This is a genomic window from Mesorhizobium sp. AR10 (assembly GCF_024746795.1).
Taxonomy (GTDB): Bacteria; Pseudomonadota; Alphaproteobacteria; order Rhizobiales; family Rhizobiaceae; genus Mesorhizobium.
The window spans coordinates 1,274,826-1,295,099 of sequence record NZ_CP080524.1; the positions used below are offsets into that span (position 1 = coordinate 1,274,826).

At 64.1% G+C, this 20,274-nt stretch carries 15 protein-coding genes and 1 pseudogene; 10 read left to right on the forward strand and 6 right to left on the reverse strand.

The features are described 5' to 3' along the window. The first annotated feature begins 1 nt into the window (after position 1). Positions 2–928: a citrulline utilization hydrolase CtlX gene (gene ctlX / locus LHFGNBLO_RS09650; RefSeq protein ID WP_258606274.1), complete on the forward strand. Its 927-nt coding sequence runs from the start codon at positions 2–4 to the stop codon at positions 926–928. A gap of 69 nt (positions 929–997) precedes the next feature. On the opposite strand, the gene LHFGNBLO_RS09655 is transcribed toward ctlX, so the two are convergent. The 6 genes from LHFGNBLO_RS09655 to LHFGNBLO_RS09680 form a co-directional block, all read right to left on the reverse strand. After that, on the reverse strand, positions 998–2,098 hold the full coding sequence (locus LHFGNBLO_RS09655) for a pyridoxal phosphate-dependent aminotransferase (RefSeq protein ID WP_258606276.1): 1,101 nt from the start codon (positions 2,096–2,098) through the stop codon (positions 998–1,000). Positions 2,099–2,168: 70 nt separating this feature from the next. Beyond that, entirely contained in the window at positions 2,169–2,627 is a 459-nt protein-coding gene (locus LHFGNBLO_RS09660) for a MucR family transcriptional regulator (RefSeq protein ID WP_258606278.1), read from the reverse strand. Positions 2,628–2,847: 220 nt separating this feature from the next. Next, positions 2,848–3,552, reverse strand: coding sequence for an ROK family protein (locus LHFGNBLO_RS09665; RefSeq protein WP_258606279.1), 705 nt, complete (start codon positions 3,550–3,552; stop codon positions 2,848–2,850). A gap of 18 nt (positions 3,553–3,570) precedes the next feature. Then, positions 3,571–4,947, reverse strand: a complete 1,377-nt coding sequence (gene zwf, locus LHFGNBLO_RS09670; protein WP_258606283.1) for a glucose-6-phosphate dehydrogenase — start codon at positions 4,945–4,947, stop codon at positions 3,571–3,573. A gap of 22 nt (positions 4,948–4,969) precedes the next feature. Further along, positions 4,970–5,986, reverse strand: a complete 1,017-nt coding sequence (gene gnd, locus LHFGNBLO_RS09675; RefSeq protein WP_258606291.1) for a phosphogluconate dehydrogenase (NAD(+)-dependent, decarboxylating) — start codon at positions 5,984–5,986, stop codon at positions 4,970–4,972. 92 nt (positions 5,987–6,078) lie between these two features. After that, the gene (locus LHFGNBLO_RS09680) at positions 6,079–8,496 is read right to left on the reverse strand and encodes a glucan 1,4-alpha-glucosidase (protein WP_258606300.1); all 2,418 of its coding nucleotides are present in this window, start codon (positions 8,494–8,496) and stop codon (positions 6,079–6,081) included. A gap of 207 nt (positions 8,497–8,703) precedes the next feature. Here LHFGNBLO_RS09680 and LHFGNBLO_RS09685 point away from each other — a divergent pair, with 207 nt between their 5' ends. From LHFGNBLO_RS09685 to LHFGNBLO_RS09725, 9 genes and pseudogenes are all read left to right on the forward strand, one after another. Beyond that, positions 8,704–9,717, forward strand: coding sequence for a substrate-binding domain-containing protein (locus LHFGNBLO_RS09685; RefSeq protein ID WP_258606302.1), 1,014 nt, complete (start codon positions 8,704–8,706; stop codon positions 9,715–9,717). A gap of 48 nt (positions 9,718–9,765) precedes the next feature. Next, a complete protein-coding gene (locus tag LHFGNBLO_RS09690) occupies positions 9,766–11,286 on the forward strand; it encodes a sugar ABC transporter ATP-binding protein (protein ID WP_258606304.1) in 1,521 nt (506 codons plus the stop codon). A gap of 1 nt (position 11,287) precedes the next feature. Then, positions 11,288–12,268, forward strand: a complete 981-nt coding sequence (locus tag LHFGNBLO_RS09695) for an ABC transporter permease (protein WP_258606306.1) — start codon at positions 11,288–11,290, stop codon at positions 12,266–12,268. Positions 12,269–12,270: 2 nt separating this feature from the next. After that, on the forward strand, positions 12,271–13,218 hold the full coding sequence (locus tag LHFGNBLO_RS09700) for an ABC transporter permease (protein WP_258606308.1): 948 nt from the start codon (positions 12,271–12,273) through the stop codon (positions 13,216–13,218). 116 nt (positions 13,219–13,334) lie between these two features. Next, entirely contained in the window at positions 13,335–15,407 is a 2,073-nt protein-coding gene (locus tag LHFGNBLO_RS09705; protein ID WP_258606316.1) for a 3-hydroxyacyl-CoA dehydrogenase NAD-binding domain-containing protein, read from the forward strand. Positions 15,408–15,532: 125 nt separating this feature from the next. After that, the gene (locus LHFGNBLO_RS09710; RefSeq protein ID WP_258606318.1) at positions 15,533–16,564 is read left to right on the forward strand and encodes a BMP family protein; all 1,032 of its coding nucleotides are present in this window, start codon (positions 15,533–15,535) and stop codon (positions 16,562–16,564) included. Between the two features lie 184 nt (positions 16,565–16,748). Continuing rightward, a pseudogene (locus LHFGNBLO_RS09715) lies at positions 16,749–17,999 on the forward strand (ABC transporter ATP-binding protein); the annotation flags it as partial. Between the two features lie 248 nt (positions 18,000–18,247). After that, on the forward strand, positions 18,248–19,303 hold the full coding sequence (locus LHFGNBLO_RS09720) for an ABC transporter permease (protein WP_258606322.1): 1,056 nt from the start codon (positions 18,248–18,250) through the stop codon (positions 19,301–19,303). Further along, positions 19,300–20,244 (forward strand): ABC transporter permease, encoded by a 945-nt coding sequence (locus LHFGNBLO_RS09725; protein ID WP_258606324.1) that lies wholly within the window; start codon positions 19,300–19,302, stop codon positions 20,242–20,244. Before LHFGNBLO_RS09720 ends, LHFGNBLO_RS09725 begins: the two co-directional genes overlap by 4 nt. Positions 20,245–20,274 lie beyond the last annotated feature (30 nt).

The following is a 20,274-nucleotide window of genomic DNA, read 5'->3' on the forward strand; positions in this document are numbered from 1 at the left end:
CATGCGTTCCGTTTCTGCCCAAGCACCGCGCGGCGTCGTCATGATCCGCCCGCATCATTTCACCCCCAACGAGGCGACCGCCGCCGACAACGCGTTTCAGAACCGCGACGGTACGCGGACGGCTGCCCTCATCCGCGCCGAGGCTTACCAGGAATCGACACGCATGGCGGCCCGCCTCGAGGCGGCCGGCGTTACCGTCCATCTCTTCGAGGACGAGACCGAAGAGCGTCCGGATTCGGTCTTCCCGAACAACTGGTTTTCGACCCATTCCGGCGGCCATGTCGCCGTCTATCCGATGTTTTCGCCCAGCCGGCAGGCGGAACGGCGATGGGACATCATCGAGTTCCTCAAGCGGCATTACCGCGTCCAGGACGTCATCGACTATTCCGGGCTGGAGCAAGACGGCATCTTCCTCGAAGGTACCGGCGCCATGGTCCTCGACCATATCGAGCGCGTCGCCTATGCAGCCCGGTCGAACCGCACCAATGAGGTGGCGCTGGAACGCTTCTGCACCCACTTCAACTTCGAACCGATGCTGTTCGATGCCTTCGACCGATCGGGGCGGCCCATCTACCACACCAACGTCATGATGTGCGTCGGCACCGAACTCTGCCTCATCGGTCTCACCAGCATCGCGTCGGATCGCCGGCGGGCCGAAGTCCGCGAACGGCTGGAAGCGGGAGGGCGCATTGTCATCGATCTGACAGCTGAGCAGATCGAAGCGTTCGCGGGCAACGCCCTTGAGCTCCAGGGACGCGACGGTCGCCTGCTTGCAATCTCATCGCGGGCGATGCGGTCGCTGCGACCTGACCAGATCGCCGCCATCGAGCGCTGCATCGCTCCGGTCAGCCTCGACATTCCGACCATAGAGCTGGCGGGCGGATCGGTTCGTTGCATGCTGGCAGGGGTCCATCTGGCGCAGCGGTGAACCGGGGATTTCCGCTTTCGGCCGCACCGCCGAGGGTCAATGCAGAGCAGGAAATCTGAGCGACGGCGCTCATTCGCGCAGCGCAGCGGAGATGGCGTCGAGACCACCGCGCAACTCACCTTCCTTCGGCCAGCCGAAGCCGACGCGGAAGAAACTTTTCGGCATGTCGAACCAGTGGCCGGGCCCGACATAGGTTCCGTGATGTTCCAGAAGGTTCGCATAGAACCGGTCGAGGTCGAAACCGGGATCGACGTTCAGCCGGGGAAAGCCGACAACGCCGCCTTCCGGCCGCACCCAGTCGACCAGCGGCTCGCGGTCGATCCAGGCCTGGACGATGTCGCGGCGCTTGGCCATTTCCGGCAGCAGCGCCGCCAGGAAGGTGTCTCGGCGTTCGAGCATGCCGCGGGCAATGCCCTCGTCGATGACGCTGCCGCAGATGCCGATCTGTTCCTTGGCGGCGAGGAATTTCTCCTGGAGTGCTGCGTCGCGGGTAACCAGCCAGCCGATGCGGATGCCGGGAATGCCGAAGGCCTTCGACAGCGACGAGACGCTGATGGCGCGTGCACTCAGCGAGGCGGCCGAGGGCAGCCGTCGCCCATAGGAGAGGTCGCGATAGGTCTCATCGACCAGCAGATGGCAATTCCGGCGCTCAGCGAGCGCCACCAGCGCTTCGAGATCGGCTTGGCTCATCATCGTGCCGGTCGGGTTGTGCGGACAGGTGACGCTGATCAGCCGCGTGTTCGGCCGCATGCCAGCTGCGACGCGGCCGACATCGATGGCAAAGCCCTCGTCGAAATCCAGATCGACATAGCTGATGGCGCAGCCGATCGCCTTCGGCGTCTCGATGTTGGTGGCGTAGTTGGGTCGCACGACGACCAGGTGGTCGCGCTCGGACAAAAGCGAGGTCGAGATGATGAACAGCGCGCCGGCAGCACCGGCGGTGACCAGGACATCGTCAGGCGAGATGTCGGCATCCTGCGCCGCGATCAGGGCCCGCAAGTCCCTGTCGCCGCGATGCTCACCATAGAAAAGCGTGAGATCGGGCAGCGACAGGCCGATGTCGGAGAGCTTCTGGTCGGCGATCGAGCTTTCGGAGAGGTTGTAGCGGATACGGTCGTAGCCGTATTCCTCCGGCGCCTCTTTCTCGATCACCATCCTGGTGTAGTTCATGGCCGCGTTCCCCCGCCGCCTGCCGAAGCAAGACCGTCGGCAGTATGACCGAACCTGATCCGTCTAGCCTTTAAGCCGAGGCCTTCCTGGCTCTGCTTTTGGCGGGCGGCGTTACCACGGCCGCCTTGCGGCCAAGGCCGATCGATTTCGCCAGTGCCGAGCGCGAAGCCGCATAGTTGGGAGCGACCATGGGATAGTCGGCCGGCAAACCCCACTTGCTGCGATAGGCGTCCGGCGTCAGCCCGAAATGAACACCGAGATGCCGCTTCAGGGATTTGAACCTTTTGCCGTCTTCGAGGCAGATGATGTAATCCGGCGTCACCGACTTCTTCGGGTTGACGGCTGGGGTCTGCGGCACGACCACCGGGGTTGCCGGTTGTCCGAGCCCGCTTATCGAAGCGCTGACGCTGGCGATGAGGTCACCGAGGCCGGAAGCCGGCAAGCGGTTCTTCTCGACATAGGCGGACACAATGTGAGCCGTCAGCTCGAGAAGGTCGTCTTTGCTGGTGTTGTTGCTACCGTCGGCCAATCTATTTTCTCCGTTCGTCGCGCATGACCCCGAAAACCGGAATTGATTTTCGCAAAGGGATCAGGCGCAAATTCAAAAAGCTACAGCGTCCTTTGCGTACCCGAGAAAGCGTGCGCGGCGCTGTAGTGTGGGGAATTCCTAGTCGGCAAATCTGCACAACGCAATGATTTCGCGCGACGTCACACATTATTTTGATCAACTATACTGAACTGGATTGATATCAGACGATCAGGGCCTTGTCTCGCCACAGTCGAAACCCGCCTTCGAAGGCGCGTTGATTGTCGCCGCGCCTGCTGTCGGCGGGCAATTCGCCGAGTTTGTCGACATTGCCGCCGCCAATGACCACGTAATCCGGCTGCATGGCGGCACGAAGCCGATCCACGACGTCGAAGACGTTCTTGCGCCATTTCTTCTTGCCGCGCTTTTCAAGGCCGCGTTCGCCGACATAGTCCTCGAAGCTGCCGCCTTTCTTGTAGGGAAGATGTGCGAGTTCCATCGGCTGGGCGACGTTGTCGACGATCATCGCAGCACCCAGGCCCGTTCCCAGGCCGAGGAACAGCATGCGCCCACCCTCATAACTGCCGATGGCCTGCATCAGCGCATCATTTACGACCTTCACCGGCTTGCCGAACTGGGCGGCGAAATCGTAGCCGGCCCAGCCCTTGCCGAGATTGGCGGGGTCCATCAGCGGCCGGTTGTGGTTCACCGGACCGGGGTAGCCGATCGAGACGACGTCGTAGAGCAAGCCTTCAGCCAGCGTCTTCACCGCCGCGATCATCTGCTGCGGCGTCAGATCGGGTCCGGAGTCGGCCCGGCGTTCCTCGCCGCCGGCGCTGGTCAGGATCTTGACGTGCGAGCCGCCAACATCGATCGCAAGCACGATCGCCTCGGTGCCCGCTGCCGGTTGCTTTGCCGCTTTGGCCATTGCGTCACCTTCCAAAGTTCATTTTACCGGGTCGATCCAGCCATTGGGTGGGCCGAACCCGGCCATGACATCGGCGGGGCCCCAGGTTCCTGGCTCGTAGATGTGAGGCGGCGTGGTGTCGCCGAGCACCGGGCCGACGATGCGCCAGGCAAGTTCGCTGGCATCCTGGCGGGTGAACAGCTGACCGTTGCCGTTCATGGCGTCGCCGATCAGCCGCTCATAGGGCGGCATGTCGCTCTTGCTGTCGTCCAACGCGGTGAGTTCCACCTGCTCGCCGATCATGTCGTCGCCAGCGGCCTTGCGTTGCGCACCGATGGCGATCACCACTTGCGGATCGATGCGGAAGCGGACGTAGTTCTGGTCCGCGGGCTTGATCGGATCGAAGACATCGAGCGGCGGCCGCTTCAGCCGCACCACCACCTCGGTGACATGCACCGGCATGTTCTTGCCGGCACGGATGAAGAACGGCACGTCCTGCCAGCGCCAGGTGTCGACGAAGAAACGCACGGCCGCGAAGGTCTCGACCGGCGAGTTCGGCGCCACGCCGGGTTCAGTGAGGTAGCCCTTGAATTGGCCGCGCACGACATCGTCCCTGGTCAGCGTCCGGATCGCGCGCAGCACCTGCACCTTCTCGTCGATCAAATCGTCGGCCGAGCGGCCGACCGGCGGCTCCATGGCGAGCAGCAGCATGATGTTGAGCAAATGGTTCTCGATCACGTCACGGATGCAGCCGACATCGTCATAGAAGCGGCCGCGGCCTTCGACGCCAAAGTCCTCGGCCATGGTGATCTGGACGCTTTCGACGAAATTGCGGTTCCAGATCGGCTCGAGCAAGGAGTTGGCGAAGCGGAAATAGAGCAGGTTCTGGATCGCCTCCTTGCCGAGATAGTGATCGATGCGGAAGATCGACTGTTCGTCGAACACCAGATGCAGCACCCGGTTCAGCCAGCGCGCCGATTGCAGATCGTGACCGAACGGCTTTTCCACCATCAGGCGCGCGCCATGGGCCGTGCCCGATTGCTCAAGCCCCTGGACAACGGTTTCGAACATGGTCGGCGGCACCGCCATATAGTGCAGGGGGCGCTGCGCCGATCCGAGCGCGCTTTTCAGTTTCTCGAACGTCGTGCCGTTGCGGTAGTCGCCGCTGACATAGCGCAGCAGTGAGGCGAATTTGGCGAAGATTGTTTCATCGATACTGCCGAGGGCGTCGACGATGCCGTCGTGGGCACGCGCCTGCAACTGGCCGAGGTCCCAAGGGTCGAAGGCGACGCCGATCACCGGCTCGGTCAGCGTCCCCTTGGCGACCATCTGATAAAGCGCCGGAAAAATCTTCTTGTGGGCGAGATCGCCGGTGGCGCCGAATAGCACCAGCGTGTCGGACCGTTCCTGGCTCATGCGCGTGCCTCCCCTGTCACCGTCACGAGCCGGCCTTCGGCTTCTCGACATGGCCGCCGAAGGCATAGCGCATGGCGGACAGGAGCTTGTCGGCAAATTCGGATTCGCCTTGCGAAGAGAAACGGTCGAACAGCGCCGACGACAGCACCGGCGCCGGTACGCCGGTGTCGATCGCCGCCTTGAGCGTCCAGCGGCCTTCGCCGGAATCCGAGACCCGCCCGCCGAACTGCGTCAGCGTCGAGTCGGCTTTCAAGGCGCCGGCCGTCAGGTCGAGCAGCCAGGAGCCGATGACGCTGCCATGCCGCCAGACCTCAGCGACCTGGGGAAGGTCGATGTCGAACTGGTAATATTGCGGGTTTTCCAGCGGGCTGGTTTCAGCATCCGCAGTGCGCTGCCGCTTGCCGGCATTGGCCGACTTCAGGATGTTCATGCCTTCGGCATAGGCGGCCATGACGCCGTATTCGATGCCGTTGTGAACCATCTTGACGAAATGGCCGGCGCCGCTCGGTCCGCAATGGAGATAGCCGAACGGTGCCGTCCCGCCGCTCTTGTCGGGAGCCGGTGCACCGGCATCAGGGCCCGGCGCCAGCGTGGCGAAGATCGGATCGAGATGCTGGACGGCTGCGTCGGGGCCGCCGATCATCAGGCAGTAGCCGCGCTCGAGACCCCAGACGCCGCCGCTGGTGCCGACATCGACATAGTGCAGGCCCTTGGCCGCGAGCTCGGCCGCCTGGTCGACGGCGTCGTGGTAATAGGAATTGCCGCCATCGATGATGATGTCGCCGGGTTCCATCAGTGCTGCCACCTGATCGGCGATCTTGCCGGTGATCGCCGCCGGCAGCATCAGCCAGGCGCTGCGCGGTTTAATCAGCTTGCCGACGAATTCCTCCATCGAGGCCGCACCGATGGCGCCGTCCTTGACCAGTGCGGCGACGCTTGCCGCGTTGATGTCGTAGACGACGCATTCGTGGCCGTCGCGCATGAGACGACGCACCATGTTGGCGCCCATCCTGCCCAGTCCCATCATTCCGATCTGCATGGTCTCGTCCTGGTCGCTTGAGGAATCGAAGCTTTATTGGCTCTATTATCTGAGCATGATCTTTTCCGAAAACCGGTTTCCACTTTACGGGATCATGCTCTGTCCAGCTCGTCGATGCCGACGGAAAAGTCGACATTCTCCCAACGGCCGGCGTCGGGCCAGAAAAAAGTGAAGACGATGGTGTTGCCGGGCGGAATACCGGCAACAGGCAGATCCACCAGATGGACGCCGAAGGCATTCTCAGCAGTCTTGCTGTCCTGCACGGTCAGCCATTTGTCGCTTGTCCAGTGGACTACGCCGCGCGCCGAGAGCTCCACGCGCAGCACCTTGCCGGCAGACATGGTGCGGATCTTGTTGTTGAAGCGCCATGTCCTGAGTGGCGAGGTGGTCCGGTCCTCGATGTAGCGCTTGACGCCTTGCGGCGGCATGTCGAAGACGGCGCCGTCTTGCAGGGAGCGCAGCAGCTTGATGTGCTCGGAATGCGCCCAGACCAGCGGCTTGGCGCTGCCCGACGGCCCGCCATGCCGCAACTCCCGCTCCGGCAAATCGGGACCGTCCCAGACCTGCTCCGGCAGCAGGCCGCCCGGTCCGGCCGAGCCTTCGAATGTCTTCAGCAGGCTCGCTGCCTTCTCCTTGCGCCCTGCCGCCAGCTCGTAATGGGCGCGTTCGCCGACCAGCAGCGGCCAGGGCCGGCCCTGGCCGGTGCCGTCGAAAGGCGAACCATCGGCGTGCTCGCCATAGCCGTCGCCGGTATAGCGGTACCAGACAGGTCCCTGCGGCAGGTCGCAGCGCAGCTGCCTGTCGATGACCTTGACCGTGTCGACGATACGCGGATCGTCGGCGGCCCGGAGGCCAAAGCGAACAAGGGCCAGCGCATCAGGGCTGACGATGGCCTCGGCCGGCCGGTCGGTATCATCGGGCGGCCGGTTCTTGATCGGCACGAAACCGTCCTTCGGCGACGCCGCACCGACATCGTCGGGCGGCGCGATGCGGACATAGTAGCCTTCGACCCCGACCTCGGCGCACAGGGTAGTGCCGGTGACATAGGTCCAGCGCTCGATCTGATCGTTCCAACTGTCAGCGGTCTCGCGTAGATAATTAGCCGGCTCTGTTTTTCCACAGATGTCGAACATTTCGGCTGCGGCAAGCAGTGCTGATATCTCGACGGCAAGCGTGAACGGGCTGTAACCGGCGTCCTCTTCCCAGCGGTCTTCGCCGGTGACGGGGCCGTTGCGCACGACATAGGAGGCTGCCTTCTCGATCATCGGCATGAAGGCGATGAGCGCGGCGCTCGGCAAGTGCCCGGCGCGGCGCAGCGCGTCGGCAAGCAGCAGCGGGAAGGCGCATTCGTCCATCTGGATGCCCGGCCAATAGGCTGACCCGTCCAGCCAGGCGTTCTGTGGCCAATGGCCGTCCGGCTGCTGGATGGAGTGGAGATAGGCGAGGCTTTGCAGCGCCACCTCGGCATCTCCGGCAGCCAGGAAGCCGCCGGCGGTTTCGACAAGATCACGCGGCCAGACCAGATGGTAACCGCCGAGATCGTCGTCTCCCTTGTTGAAACCCCAGGGGATCGACAGGCTGGCGACGGCCGCCCCGGGCTTGGCCAACGACCGGTGTGCCGCCAGAACCGCTGTGCTGACGCGATAGGTGTTGAGCCCGGACGCGGTGCGCCGGTCGAGCGGCAGCAGGCCAGCCTGCCATTTACGCCATGCTTCGACGTAGGACTTGGATGCTGCTTCGAAGCCTTGCCTCAGGCTGGCAGCGGCATTGTCCGCCGCCTCCTGTGGCGTGGCCCCGAAGCCCAGCGCCAGCAAGGCTTTGCGATTGGCGGCGGAGAAACCGATCTCTCCGGTTAGCGCGACATTGCCGTCCTCGGCCCTTCGGCAAGCCGGATCGAGTTGGCCGTCATGATGCAGTTGCTGCCAGCCGTCGGAGAAACCGACATAGCCGGCCGAGCAATCACCCCAGGGCAGCGAGGAGGCGAGCGCCAGGCAAACACCACGCCCCGATGCGAACGGCATCGGCTTTCCCTCGAAATCATCGATCCATGCGGTGTTGCCCATGCCGGCATTGACGAGATGCGGCGCCAACAGCGCGTAGACGCGGTAGTCGGCGGCCGTACCCTTGAGCGGGGTGAAAGTGATTTCCTGCAGCAAAGCGGGTCGTTTCGAATCCGTAACGATGCGCTTTTCGATCTGCCAGGCGCCATCGTTCGCGGTGTTGACCAACCTGTAGGCGGCCACGCCGTCCTCGAACGACTCGATGGTATGTGTCGCATCGCGCTTCTCCTCGGAGAAATAGCCGTCCGGGCCGGTCACCAACAATCCCATGTCGCGCGTGCAGGCACTGTCGACGCGCGGATAGTAGATTTCGTTGAGGATGCCGTGGCTGATCGTGAACCAGATGCGACTGGCCGGCGAAAGCGCGGTTCCGACACCACTCTTGGCGCTCGATGTCCAGCGCGCTGGAATGCCGGGTGCGCCCAGCGCAACTGTTGGCGTTGCTGCCATTGTGGTTCTGGTCTCCTGCCTCTTCCCTAGACCAGTCGGCGAACCGTTTTCAATCGATGCACCGCAAGTTGATCGCCAAACCATCATCGATCGCAGTTGACAAGCGTGCCCATCTGCATTTGTCTGATAATACATAAAAAACAGGGACGCAAACCCAGCAGCCGTCGAAAATTCAGCAAGACCAGCAACACATGGGAGGAGTATGACATGAAGAAACTATTCGTCTTGGGCGCCCTTGCAGCCGTGCTCGCAGCCGGTACGGCCTTTGCCGACACCAGCGGCAAGAAGATCGCCTTCTCGAACAACTACGCCGGCAATTCGTGGCGGCAGGCGATGCTCGACAGCTACGCCATCGTCACCAAGAAGGCGGTCGCCGACAAGGTGGTCGCGGCGGCCGACATCTTCACCACGGCCGACAAGGAAGTGCCGACCCAGGCCGCCCAGGTGCAGAACCTGATCCTGCAGGGCTATGACGCCATCGTCATCAACGCCGCCTCGCCGGACGCACTCAACGGCGCCGTCAAGCAGGCCTGCGACGCCGGCATCGTCGTCGTCTCCTTCGACGGCATCGTCACCGAGCCCTGCGCCTACCGCGTCGTCGTCGACTTCAAGGACATGGGCAAGCAGGAAGTCGAGCAGATGGCCAAGTTCCAGCCCAAGGGCGGCAATCTGCTGGAAATCCGTGGCCTTGCCGGCACGTCGATCGACGACGCCATCCATGCCGGCATTCTGGAGGGCATCGCCGCCCATCCCGAGTTCAAGATCGTCGGCTCGGTGACTGGCGACTGGGACCAGACCACGGCACAGAAGGCGGTGGCAACGATCCTGCCGTCGCTGCCGGATATCGTCGGCATCGTCGACCAGGGTGGTGACGGCTATGGTGCCGCGCAAGCCTTTGCCGCGGCCGGCAAGCCGCGTCCGACCATCATCATGGGCAATCGCCAGGACGAACTGCAGTGGTGGAAGGAACAGAAGGACAAGGACGGCTACCAGACCTGGTCGGCATCGATCGCGCCGGGCGTCTCGTCGCTTGCCTTCTGGGTGGCGCAGCAGGTGCTCGATGGCCGCACCGACATACCGCACGATCTGCTGGTGCCCTACCTCGCCTTTACCCAGGACGATTTCGAAGCGGCGCTGCCGAAGATCGTCAAGGGCGGCGTCGCCAGCCACGAATACACGCAGGAAGACGCCATCGCGGCCATCAAAGCCAACATCAAGTGAGCGTCGTGCAGCGTTGCCGTCCGCATGGTCGACCGGATATCACCAGGCATGCCTGAGGCAAGCGCAGACATCATAGGACTGGACGGCGCCGAAAAACATTTCGGCGCCGCCAATTTGGACATAGTCAGACTGAACGGCGCCGAAAAACATTTCGGCGCCGTTCGGGCGCTCGGCGGCGTCAACTTCCACGTCGGCGCCGGCGAATGCGTCGGCCTCGTCGGCCACAACGGCGCGGGCAAATCGACGCTCATGCATATGGTGGCGGGCACGTTGGTGCCCGACAGCGGACAGATCGCCGTGCGTGGCGGCATCGAGAACAACTATTCGGTGCCGCGCGCGCAGCAGCTCGGCATACGGTGCGTGTTCCAGGAGCTGTCGCTTTGCCCGAACCTCAGCGTCGCCGAGAACACACGCATCAACCATCCGGCGCTGCGTGGCTTCGGCTGGCGGCGCAAGGCGGCCGAGCTCATCGCCGCCAAGCTCGACGAGATCTTTCCGGGCCACAGCATCTCCGCCTCCGACATCGCTGGCGACCTGTCGATCGGCCGGCGGCAGATGGTGGAGGTGGCGCGCGCCTTCACGGTGACGACGGACCCACTCGAACTGGTCATCCTCGACGAGCCGACATCCTCGCTCGACGCGCACACGGCCGGCCAATTGCTGGCGTTCGTGCGCCGCTTCGTCGCCGCTGGCGGCAGCTGTATCCTGATCTCGCATCTGCTTGGCGAGGTGCTGCAGCATGCCGACCGCATCGTGGTGATGCGTGACGGCAAGGTCGTTGCCGCCGATGCAGCCAAGGCTTTCGATCGCGACAGGCTGGTCGCGACAATGGGCGGCGCTGAAGCGCGTGAAAAGATTGCGGCCGAAATCGCAGCCACCAAACCCGAGGCCGGGCCGCTGCGGGTTCGGGCTCGGCCGGCCCGGCAAGAGGACGGCAAGGAACTCGTCGCGCATGCGGGCGAGATCATCGGTCTGGCCGGGCTTGCCGGACACGGACAGACCGATCTTTTGCTGGCGATCTTTGCCGCCGCTGCACGCGCCCGGACCGGCATCGAGGTCACGGCGCCAGTGGCGTTGGTGGCCGGCGACCGCCAGTCGGACGGGATTTTTCCGCAATGGTCGATATCGGAGAATATCGGAATCCGCTCGCTGGCGCGCTTGCGCAAGGGCCTGCTGATCTCGCCGCAACGCGAAGCCGAGCTCGCCGACTTCTGGCAAAAGAAGATCGGCATCCGCACCCCCGACATGAACAACAACATTTTTTCGCTGTCGGGCGGCAATCAGCAGAAGGCGCTGTTCGCACGCGCGCTCGGCTCGGATGCGAAGATCGTGCTGATGGACGACCCGATGCGCGGCGTCGATATCGGCACCAAGCTCGAAGTCTACGACCTCGTGCGCGAAGAGGCGCGTAACGGCCGCACCTTCCTCTGGTACACCACTGAAACCGAAGAGCTCGACAATTGCGACCACATCTATGTCTTCAAGAACGGCCGGATCGTCGCCAATCTTCGTCGCGACGAGTTGACGGAAGAAAAGATCATCCAGTCCTCCTTCGGCGACGCGGCCTGAGATGACGACAGCATCCGTCGAAACTGCTCCAAAAGGCTCTTCCGAGCGTAGCGCGCTGGCGCGGGCGCGTCTGCTGCGCGGCCTGCTGCCGGCACTGTCGCTGGTTCTGGTGCTGCTCGCCATCGCCTGGCTCAATCCGCGCGCCATCAGCTATTTCGGCTTCAGCCTGATGCTTAATCTGGCGATCCCGATCGCGCTCGCAACAATCGCGCAGATGTTCGTCATCGCGGGCAATGAGCTCGACCTGTCGATCGGCACCTTCGTCGGGTTCGTCGGCTGCGTCACAGCGACTTGGCTGAAGGATGATCCGCTGGTCGGCATCGTGATCCTGCTGGGATCGATCGGCATTTATGCGCTGCTCGGCGCGCTGATCCATCTGCGCAATTTGCCGTCGATCGTGGTGACGCTCGGCATGAGCTTCGTCTGGCAGGGCCTGGCCATCCTCATCCTGCCGAAGCCAGGCGGCAAAGCGCCGGACTGGCTGCTGTCGCTGATGGCTTTCAAGCCACCTTTCATTCCCTTCCCGATCATCGCGGCGCTGCTGATCGGTCTCGTGGTCCATTTCGGCTTGATGCGCACCTCCTATGGCGTGATCCTGCGTGGCTCGGGCGGCAACCCGGCCGCGCTCGGGCGTGCCGGCTGGTCGCTGCTCAGGACCAAGATCGTGCTGTTTGCGCTGACCGGCGTGTTCGGCGTGCTGTCCGGCATGGCGCTGATCGGCATCACCACCTCGGCCGATGCCAATATCGGCAATGGCTACACGCTCTTGTCGATCGCCGGCGTCATCCTCGGTGGCGGCGAATTCGTTGGCGGCCGGGTATCGCCGATCGGCGCGGTGATCGGGGCGCTGACGCTGGCGCTGGCCGCTTCGCCGTTGCTGACCTTCATGCACATTCCGCCCGACTGGCAGGTGGCCGCCAACGGCGCCATCCTGATCATCGTGCTGGCGGCCCGGGTGCTCATCAGCCGCAGGGAGAGGTAAGCATGGCCTCGCTGCGGACAATGCTTGCCAAGCCCTGGATCTGGTCCTTCATCGGCGCGTTGCTGGTGTGGCTGGCGACGGTTGCCTTCACCGGCGGCTATGGCGGCGGCGGCATGATCACGGCGGCGTTGTCGCTCGCCGTCTTCACCGTCATCGTCGGTGTCGGCCAGATGTTCGTCATCACGCTTGGGCCGGGCAATGTCGACCTGTCGCTGCCCGCCAATATCGGTCTGGCCAGTGCGGTTGCCATGAAGGTCATGGACGGCAATGATTCGATGATCGCCATCGGGTTGCTGGCGGCGCTTGGCAGCGGCATGGCGGTCGGCGCCGCCAACTATCTGCTGATCTGGGCGCTGCGCATTCCGCCGATCATCGCCACGCTGTCGGCCAGCTTCATCATCCAGTCGATCGACATCAGCTATGGGCGCGGGTTGCAGATCAAGCCGCCGCCCGGCTTCGCCGATTTCACCAACTGGCAGATTCTTGGCATTCCGGTGCTGGCGATCTTCACGGTGCTGTTCACCATAGGTGCTGCCATCGCGCTGCAACGCATGATCTATGGCCGCTCGGTGCTGGCGATCGGCCAGAATATTCGCGCCGCATGGCTGGCGGGCGTCAATGTCGGGCGCATCCGCTTTCTCACCTATACGCTGTCGGGTGCGCTTGGCGGCCTGGATGGGGCGCTGCTTGCCGGCTATTTCCGTGGCGCCAATGTCGACATCGGCAACGAATACCTTTTGGCCTCGATCGCCGTCGTCGTCATCGGCGGCACGTCGGTCGCCGGCGGCAAGGCCAATGTGCCGGGCGTCTGGGGTGCGGCGCTGTTCCTGGTGCTGCTTTTGACCATGCTCAACACGTTCGGCGTCAGCGCCGGCGTGCGTCTGTTGCTGACCGGGCTGATCATCGTCAGCGTCATCACGGTGGCCGGCGGCCAGAAGGCGCTGCGCTGACCACAGGATGACGATCACTGCGGCGAGTCCTTGCGCGAAAACATGCCGGTTCCCTTCCGGGCATCGGCCCTGTAAATCCTTCGGCGCGATCGGCCACCGTCTTGCGAGGTTCCCCCTTGTCCAGTTTCGTCAGCGTCACAAAAGACGGCAACGTCGCAGTTGTCACCATCGACAATCCGCCGGTCAACGCGCTGAGTTTCCATGTCCGCGAGCCACTGATGCAGGCGCTTGTTTCCTTGCGGGACGAGCCTTCGGTCGTGGCCATCGTCATCGCTTGCTCCGGGCGGACCTTCGTTGCCGGCGCCGACATCACAGAGTTTGGCAAGCCGGTGCAGCAACCGGAACTGCGCGCCATCGTCGCGATGCTGGACACGATGACCAAGCCGACGGTTGCCGCCATTCACGGCACGGCGCTCGGCGGCGGACTGGAACTGGCGCTCGGCTGCCATTTCCGCGTCGCCGATGCCAAGGCCAGGCTCGGTCTGCCCGAGGTGAAACTCGGGCTGCTGCCGGGCGGCGGTGGCACGGTGCGGCTGCCGCGTCTGGTCGGTGCGCTGAAGGCGCTCGGCATGATTGTCTCGGGCACGCCGATCGGTGCGGTGGACGCGCTCGCCACGGGCCTGCTGGATGCCGTCTTCGATGGCGATCTTGTCGCGCAAGCGGTTCGTTTCGCCAGCGAAATAGCCGCCAGGGGCGGCCCGCTCACGCCGGTGCGCGACCGCGACGAGCGGCTCGACGCCGCCGACCTGCCTGCCTTCGACAAGCATGCGGCTGATCTCGCCAAAAAGGCGCGGGGCCTCGAAGCGCCGGTCGCCTGCGCGCAAGCGGTTCGCAATGCCGTCACGCTGCCGTTCGACGAAGCGCTAGCCGCGGAGCGCGAACTGTTTTTGAAGCTGGTTGCCGGTGATCAGTCGCGCGCGCAGCGACATCTGTTCTTCGCCGAGCGCGAAGCGGCGAAGATCCCCGGCAAGGACATCACCAGGCGCAAGATCGCCCGCATCGGCGTCATCGGCGCCGGCACCATGGGCGGCGGCATCGCCATGGCGTTCGCCAATGGCGGTTTTCCCGTGACCTTGCTGGAAACTAGTAGCGAGGCGCTGGAACGCGGGCTGGCGACGATCGACAAGAACTACGCCGTTTCCGTCGCGCGCGGTTCGCTGACGGAGGACGCCAAGCAAGAGCGGCTCGGCCTGTTCAAGGGTAGCATCGACTATGCCGATCTCGCCGATTGCGACCTGATCGTCGAGGCGGTGTTCGAGGAGATGGCGGTCAAGAAAGATGTATTCGGCAAGCTCGACGCGGTAGCCAAGCCCGGCGCGATCCTTGCCACCAACACTTCCTATCTCGACGTCAATGAGATCGCCGCCTCGACATCGCGGCCGCAGGATGTGGTTGGTCTGCATTTCTTCTCGCCGGCCAATGTCATGAAACTGCTGGAAATCGTGCGCGCAGAAAAGACCGCGCCCGATGCGCTGGCGACGGTCGTCGAACTGGCGCGGCGCATCGGCAAGGTGCCGGTCGTCGTCGGCGTGTGTCATGGCTTCGTCGGCAACCGCATGCTGGCGGCGCGTGGTGCCGAATCCGAGGCGCTTCTGCTGGAAGGCGCGACGCCCAGCCAAATCGACCAGGTGTTTACCGATTTCGGTTGGCCGATGGGGCCATTCCAGATGGGCGACCTTGCCGGCCTCGACATAGGCTGGCGCAACCGCAAGGCGCGCGGGCTGACGGCTGTGATTGCGGACACGTTGTGCGAACAGGGGCATTTCGGCCAGAAGACCGGCAGCGGCTTCTATCGCTATGAGAACGGGTCGCGCACACCGGCTCCCAACCCTGAGGTCGAAACGCTGATCCGCGACAAGGCTGCCGAGAAGGGCATCGCCCCGCGAGCGATCGGCACGGAGGAGATCATCGAACGCACGCTCTATCCGCTGATCAATGAGGGGGCGAAGATCCTCGAGGAAGGCATTGCCGCCCGCGCGTCCGACATCGATATCGTCTGGGTCAATGGCTACGGTTTTCCCGTGGGCAAGGGCGGGCCGATGTTCTGGACCGGTCTCGAAGGGGCAGGCAAGATCTCAGAGCGGCTCGACCATTGGCACGCGCAAACCGGCAGGCAAGTCTTTCAGGTCGTTCCCCGGCTCAGGCGCATGGCCGAAACCGGTTCATGGGACGTCCCGTTCGCGGGATAGTGTATTTCCCGGCGGGCGCCAAATTTGACCATGTGGACAAAGGTCAGGCGCCGCTCCATAGTTCCCTGTCTGTCATTCCTGAGAACAGCCGGCTCGACACGGCTGTCAACCAGAGGGGCACTTCAATGAAAAACAGCAAGAGCAGACTCCAAACGAAACGTGAAGGACTTTCGCGACGCAATGTGCTGGAACTGGGCGCACTCGGCCTGGCTGCAGCCATGCTGCCGGGCAGAGCCTTTGCCCAGGACAAGAAACTGAAGGTGGCGGCGATCTTCGCCACGCCGATCGAGGAGCCATGGGACAACCAGATCCATGTCGCCTTGCAGAGGGCCGAGAAGGAACTCGGCATCGAATACAAATGGTCGGAAAAGGTGCAGACGGCGGATTTCAGCCGTGTCATGCGCGAATATGCGCAAGGCGGCTATGAGCTGGTTCTCGGCGATGCCTTTGCGGCCGAGCGTGAATCCCGCAGGACGGCAAAGCAGTTCCCGAAAACCGCCTGGCTGTTCGGCTCGGGTGCTGGGCCGGCCGAGCCGAATTTCGGCGTCTTCGACAACTGGATCCACGAGCCGGCCTATCTCTCCGGCCTGATCGCCGGCAAGATGTCGAAGTCGGGCACCATCGGCGCCGTCGCGGCGATGGGCATTCCGGAAGTGAATCGGCTGGTCAACGCCTTCTTTGCCGGCGCCAAGGAGGTCAATCCGAACATCAAGAAGAAGGTCGCCTTCATCGGCTCGTTTTTCGACCCGCCCAAGGCAAAGGAGGCCGCGATCGCCCAGATCGATGCCGGTGTCGACGTCATCTACGCCGAGCGCTTCGGCGTCATCGAGGCGGCGGTGGAGAAGAAGATCCTCGCCATCTCCAACATGTCCGACCAGTCGAGCCTTGGTCCCGACACGGTGATTACCGGGCCGGTCTGGAACATGTATCCGACCGTCGAACAGGCGATCAAGCTGGTCAAGGCCGGCGTCTTCACCGCGCAGGACTACGGCGATTTCTCACGCATGGCCAAGGGCGGTTCTTCGCTGGCGCCCTACCACAATTTCGACAAGACATTGCCCGCCGACGTCAAGGACCTGGTCGAAAAGAAGAAGGCCGAAATCCTCGACGGCAATTTCCGCGTCGACGTGGATGAGAACACGCCGGTTTCGGATTGAATCCCTCCCCCTTGAGGGGAGGGTGGCCCGCAGGGCCGGGTGGGGTCCTCCGCGGCGCGCTCCATCCTCTTATCAACGTCGAGGCGGTTGAGGCGACCCCTCCCGCCTCGCTTCGCTCGGCACCCTCCCCTCAATGGGGAGGGGTATCAGCGCAGGAGCATCCTTGCCCGCCCCACTGATCGAAATGCGCGGCATCTCCAAGAACTTCGGCGCCGTGAAGGCGAACGAGGCCGTGGATCTCAGCGTCGCGCCGGGCGAAATCCTCGGACTGCTCGGCGAAAACGGCGCCGGCAAGACCACGCTGATGAATGTGCTGTTCGGCGCCTATGCGCCCGACGCCGGCGAGATCCTGATCCAGGGCAGGCCGGTGACGATCAACAGTTCGGCCGATGCGTTGGCTGCCGGCATCGGCATGGTGCACCAGCACTTCCATCTGGCGCCACGGCTGTCGGTGCTGGAAAACCTGTTGATAGGCATTCCCGGCAGATCGGGCCGCATCGACCGCGCCGGTGGGCTGGCGCGGCTGGCCGAGATCGGCCGCCAGCACGGTCTCAATCTGGACCCGGACCTTCCCGTCTCGGCGCTGTCGGTCGGCGAACAGCAGCGGCTCGAAATCGTCAAGGCGCTGTTTCGCGGCGCAAGACTGCTGATCCTCGACGAGCCGACAGCGGTGCTGGCGCCAACGGAGGTCGACGGGCTGTTTGCCGCACTGCGGTCGATGGCGGCGCAGGGGCTCGGCATCATCTTCATCTCGCACAAGCTGAACGAGGTCCGGGCGCTGACCCATCGCTGCGTGGTGCTGCGCCATGGCCGCGTCGCCGGCCGCGTCGATGCGCCGGCCAGCACCACTTCTTCCGAAATGGCACAGCTGATGTGCGGCCACGAGATCGTGCCGCCGGCGCGAGGGCCATCGACACCGGGTGCTGCTGTGCTGACCCTCGACGGCATCTCGACGTCGCATCACTCAGGTATGGCGCTGCGTGATGTTTCGCTTGCGGTCAGAGCCGGCGAGATCCTCGGCATAGCCGGTGTCTCCGGCAATGGCCAACGGACGCTGGCCGAGGTGATTTCCGGCGTGCGGGCACCCGATGCCGGCCAGATGACGATAGCCGGCAAACAGGTTTCGCGGTTCTCGCCGCGTGACGTGCAGGCGCTCGGACTCGGGCGCATCCCGGAAGACCGCATGACCACCGGGCTGGTCACCAATCTGGCGCTGGCCGATTCGATGGTGTTGCCGCGGATCGGCACCGAGGCGTTCAGCCGTAGGGGTCTGCTCAGGCCGGATGCGATCCGCGCCTTCGCCGAAGAGCAGATCAAAGCCTATGACATTCGCTGTCCCGGGCCGATGACGCGGGCCGGGGCGCTCTCCGGCGGCAACCTGCAGAAGGCGCTCTTGGCGCGTGAGCTCGCCTTCGATCCGAAGGTGCTGATCGTGTCGCAGCCGACACGCGGCCTCGACATCGGTGCTGCCCGCTTCATCCACGAAAAATTCCTCGACATGCGCGCCAAGGGCTGCGGCATCGTGGTCATCGGCGAGGATCTGGAAGAGTTGCTGATGCTCTGCGACCGTATCGCGGTGATGTATGAGGGCCGCATCGTCGGCACGCTCGACAGCGCCGACGCCACGGTGGCGCGGCTCGGGCTGATGATGACCGGGGCCGGGCAGGCCGAGGAGGCGGCCTGATGTTCCGCCTGGAAGCTCGCACCAGCACGCCCGCCTGGTTTAATCTGGCGCTGCCGCTGCTGGCTATCGGAGCGACGCTCATCCTGTGCAGCGGTCTCATCGCGTTGGCCGGCGCCGGTGTCATCGAGGCCTATGGCGTGATGTTTTCAGCGTCGCTCGGCGATAGCTACGCCATCACCGAAACGCTGGTGCGCGCCACGCCGATGATCTTCACCGGGCTTGCGGTGGCGGTCGCCTTCCGGGCCAAATTCTGGAATATCGGCGCCGAGGGACAGTTGCTCGCTGGCGCGGTGGCCAGCTGTGCCGTCGGCGCCATCCCGATGCCGGGGCCGCTCGCCATGCTGTTGATGGCGGTGGCGGGGGCTGCGGCCGGGGCTGCTGTCGCCTTGGTGCCGGCGACGCTGCGGGTGAAGTTCAAGGTCGACGACGTCGTCAGCTCACTGCTGCTCAACTCGGTCATCTTCTACGCCCTGATGGCGCTGATCGAAGGTCCGTGGAAGGACAGTTTCAGCGGCTATCCGATCTCGCCGCCGATCGAGGATACGGCCAACTTTCCGGCCCTTCTCGAAGGCACGCGGCTGCATCTCGGCGTCGTCGCGGCGCTGCTTGCCGCACCCGTGATCTGGTTCCTGATCGTGCGCACGACGCTCGGCTTCCGGATCAGGGTCACCGGCGAAAACCCCGAAGCCGCACGCTATGGCGGCATCAATGTCGAGCGGGTGCTGATCTCGACGGCGCTGCTGTCCGGCGCGCTCGCCGGCCTTGCCGGTGTCTGCGAGGTCGGCGGCGTGCACTTCCAGGTGATGAGCGATATCTCGCCGGGCTATGGCTATTCCGGCATCGTCGTCGCCATGCTGGCACGGCTCAATCCGCTCGGCGTGGTGCCGGCGGCGATCTTCCTTGCCGCCGTGATGACCGGCGCCGAGGCGATGTCGCGGGCCACCGGTGTTCCGGCCTTCCTCAGCGATGTCATCCAGGGAACCGCGCTGCTTGCCATGCTGGTGGCGCTGCTGTTCACCGCCTATCGCGTGCGGCGGGTGGGGACTGCCAAATGAACGTGGTGCTGGAACAGATCTTTCAGGTCGGCTTCCTGGCCGCGATCATCCGCATCGCCACGCCATTGGCGTTTGCGACGCTGGGCGAAATGTTCTCCGAGCGGGCCGGCGTGCTCAATCTCGGCATCGAAGGAATCATGCTGTTGTCGGCGATGACCGGCTTCACCGCGACCAGCCTCAGCGGCAGCCTGTGGCTCGGCGTGCTTGCCGCCGTGCTGACTGGCGCGCTGATGGGCGCGTTGCATGCGCTGTTCACGGTCGCGCTCGGCCTCAGCCAGCATGTCTGCGGCATCGGCGTGACGCTCTTTTGCTCCGGGCTTGCCTATTTCCTCTACCGGCTGATCTTCGGCCAGCAATCGGTGCCGCCGAATATCAAAGGGTTCGCGACGCTGCCGATCCCTATCCTCTCCGACATCCCGGTGCTCGGCCCGGCGGTGTTCAATCAGTTTTCGCTGGTCTACATGGCGATGATTGCCATACCGCTTGCCGCCTTCGTGCTCTACCGGACACCATGGGGGCTGTCGGTACGCATGGTCGGCGAAAATCCGCGCGCTGCCGATTCGGCCGGCGTCAGCGTGATCGCCACGCGCTTCCAGGCGGTGATCCTCGGCGGCGCGCTGATGGGACTGGCTGGCGCGTTCCTGTCGATGGCGCAGTTCAACGCCTTCACCTTCGGCGTCGTCTCCGGACGCGGCTGGGTGGCGATCGCGTTGGTCGTCTTCGGCCGCTGGGACCCCTGGCGTTCGGCAGGGGCCGCGCTGCTGTTCGCCTTCGTCGATGCCTTGCAGTTGCGCATGCAGGCGAGCGGGCTCGGCCACATCCCTTACGAGGCCTTCCTGATGCTGCCCTTCGTGTTCACCATAGTCGCCATGGCGGTGATGTCGCGCAATGCCGTGGCGCCCTCAGCGCTGTTGAAGCCGTTTCGAAGGGAAGAGCGATAGACGAGTAGGATTTGGCGTCCTTTCCTCTCC

Bases quoted from the DNA above. Each gene is read 5' to 3' on its own strand.
- ctlX (WP_258606274.1), top strand. From the start codon at position 2: ATGCGTTCCGTTTCTGCCCAAGCACCGCGCGGCGTCGTCATGATCCGC.
- LHFGNBLO_RS09655 (WP_258606276.1), bottom strand. From the start codon at position 2,098: ATGAACTACACCAGGATGGTGATCGAGAAAGAGGCGCCGGAGGAATAC.
- LHFGNBLO_RS09665 (WP_258606279.1), bottom strand. From the start codon at position 3,552: ATGGCCAAAGCGGCAAAGCAACCGGCAGCGGGCACCGAGGCGATCGTG.
- zwf (WP_258606283.1), bottom strand. From the start codon at position 4,947: ATGAGCCAGGAACGGTCCGACACGCTGGTGCTATTCGGCGCCACCGGC.
- gnd (WP_258606291.1), bottom strand. From the start codon at position 5,986: ATGCAGATCGGAATGATGGGACTGGGCAGGATGGGCGCCAACATGGTG.
- LHFGNBLO_RS09680 (WP_258606300.1), bottom strand. From the start codon at position 8,496: ATGGCAGCAACGCCAACAGTTGCGCTGGGCGCACCCGGCATTCCAGCG.
- LHFGNBLO_RS09685 (WP_258606302.1), top strand. From the start codon at position 8,704: ATGAAGAAACTATTCGTCTTGGGCGCCCTTGCAGCCGTGCTCGCAGCC.
- LHFGNBLO_RS09690 (WP_258606304.1), top strand. From the start codon at position 9,766: ATGCCTGAGGCAAGCGCAGACATCATAGGACTGGACGGCGCCGAAAAA.
- LHFGNBLO_RS09695 (WP_258606306.1), top strand. From the start codon at position 11,288: ATGACGACAGCATCCGTCGAAACTGCTCCAAAAGGCTCTTCCGAGCGT.
- LHFGNBLO_RS09700 (WP_258606308.1), top strand. From the start codon at position 12,271: ATGGCCTCGCTGCGGACAATGCTTGCCAAGCCCTGGATCTGGTCCTTC.
- LHFGNBLO_RS09710 (WP_258606318.1), top strand. From the start codon at position 15,533: ATGAAAAACAGCAAGAGCAGACTCCAAACGAAACGTGAAGGACTTTCG.
- LHFGNBLO_RS09720 (WP_258606322.1), top strand. From the start codon at position 18,248: ATGTTCCGCCTGGAAGCTCGCACCAGCACGCCCGCCTGGTTTAATCTG.
- LHFGNBLO_RS09725 (WP_258606324.1), top strand. From the start codon at position 19,300: ATGAACGTGGTGCTGGAACAGATCTTTCAGGTCGGCTTCCTGGCCGCG.